This is a genomic window from Dietzia sp. E1 (genome assembly GCF_014145015.1).
Classification (GTDB): Bacteria; Actinomycetota; Actinomycetes; order Mycobacteriales; family Mycobacteriaceae; genus Dietzia; species Dietzia cinnamea_A.
In genome coordinates this window covers 1-1,537 of the sequence record NZ_JAALDU010000483.1, presented here as the reverse complement: position 1 = coordinate 1,537, position 1,537 = coordinate 1, and the positions used below count along the sequence as shown (strand labels likewise).

The window sequence follows — 1,537 nt, the reverse complement described above, 5'->3', positions numbered from 1 at the left end:
CCTGCTGGCCGCCGCCGGTGTGGCGGTGCTGGGCGGGTCCGCGGTGCTCGGGTTCGTCGTCACCCGCGGGGCCGTCAGCCCCTCCGAGGAGGCGGTCACCGGGTGCGCGGAGGTCTCGGAGCCCGGACGCGTGGTCGGCGCCGGCCCCGGATCGCTCGACACGCCCGCCGGCGCGGTCCTGGCGTTCGACCACGCCTACTACGTGGAGCGGTCGGCGGAGAAGGCGTTCGAGGCGGTCTCGCCGTCCAGTCGGATGACCGAGGAGCAGCTGCGCGTCGAGGGCGTCGAGCGGGTCCCCGAGGGCACCACCCACTGCGTCGAGGCGAGGGAGCTGTCGCCCACGCTGCTCGAGGTCGACCTCACCGAGTACCCGCCGGAGGCCGATCCGGTCCTGATCCGCCAGCGCGTGCGGCTCGCCGAGAACCCCGACGGTACGTGGGGGATCGTCTCCATCACCCCGGCCGGCTGAGCGGGCCCCAGGGCGCGCGGGTAACCGGCTGATCAGGGCCCGGCGTCGATGTACTCCGGGCCGGGGGTCCGCCCGGCGGCGATCGCGTCGAAGAACCCGGTGGTGGTGGGACCCCACGTCAGGTACGACCCCACCGATCCCGACGCCATCCCGTCGTGGGGCGCGGTCACGGTCAGCGGGTCGTCGCTGAGGCGCCACATCATCCGCGCGAGGGTCCAGATGTGGTCGCCGGTGTCGACGGTGACGGCCTCGGCCCCGGCGTTCAGCAGCGGGACCGCGGTGAACGGGTTGAGCAGGTTCCCGGGGGACAGGGTCTTGCGCATGAGCGCGCCGAGGAACTGCCGCTGGTTGCGGACGCGCTGCAGGTCCTGCTCGGCGAACCCGTAGCGGGTGCGGACGAAACCCAGGGCCTGCGGGCCGGCGAGTGTCTGGCAGCCGGCGGCCAGGTCGAGGCCCGCGAGCGGGTCGACGATGGGCTCCTCGATGCAGATGTCCACTCCGCCCACGGCGTCGACGATCCCGGCGAAGCCGCCGAATCCGATCTCCGCGTAGTGGTCGATCCGCACGCCCGTCTGCTGCTCGAGCGTCTGGGTGAGCAACGGCGGTCCACCGAACGTGTAGGCCGCGTTGAGCTTGTTCTCGCCGTAACCGGGGATGGTCACGAGCAGGTCGCGGGGCAGCGAGATGAGCATCGTGCGGTCGCCGCCGCGCGGGGTGTAGACCAGCATCATCGTGTCGGTCCGCTTGCCGCCGGCGTCGGACTCGGATCCGGTCGACAGCTGCGCCTGCTGCTCGGGGGTCAGGCCCTCGCGGGAGTCGGTGCCCACGAGCAGCGTGACGGTGCCGGGCGTGTTGCCGCCCCGCCCCGGGTAGTCGGTGAGCGCGTCGATCCGCTGGAGCTTGGAGTCCGCCCACAGGGCCGTGATAACGCCCAGCGTGAGCACGAGGACCAGCACGAGGCCGACGATGCGCAGCGGCCCGATCCGCCGCCACAGGGGAGCCCGGCCCGGGCGCCGGCGGGGTCGGGCGGCCGAGGCCTCGCGCGCGGAACGACGATCAGGCCGCCCG

The 1,537-nt window shown here is 73.5% G+C and carries 1 protein-coding gene and 1 pseudogene; one reads left to right on the top strand and one right to left on the bottom strand.

Features of this window, described 5'->3' with window-relative positions; translation table 11 throughout:
- Nucleotides 1–469 (top strand): annotated as a pseudogene (locus G6030_RS14325) (hypothetical protein); the annotation flags it as partial.
- A gap of 32 nt (nucleotides 470–501) precedes the next feature.
- Here G6030_RS14325 and G6030_RS14320 read toward each other — a convergent pair.
- The coding region (locus G6030_RS14320) for an LCP family protein (protein ID WP_241724372.1) at nucleotides 502–1,537 on the bottom strand (1,036 nt) is incomplete at its 5' end.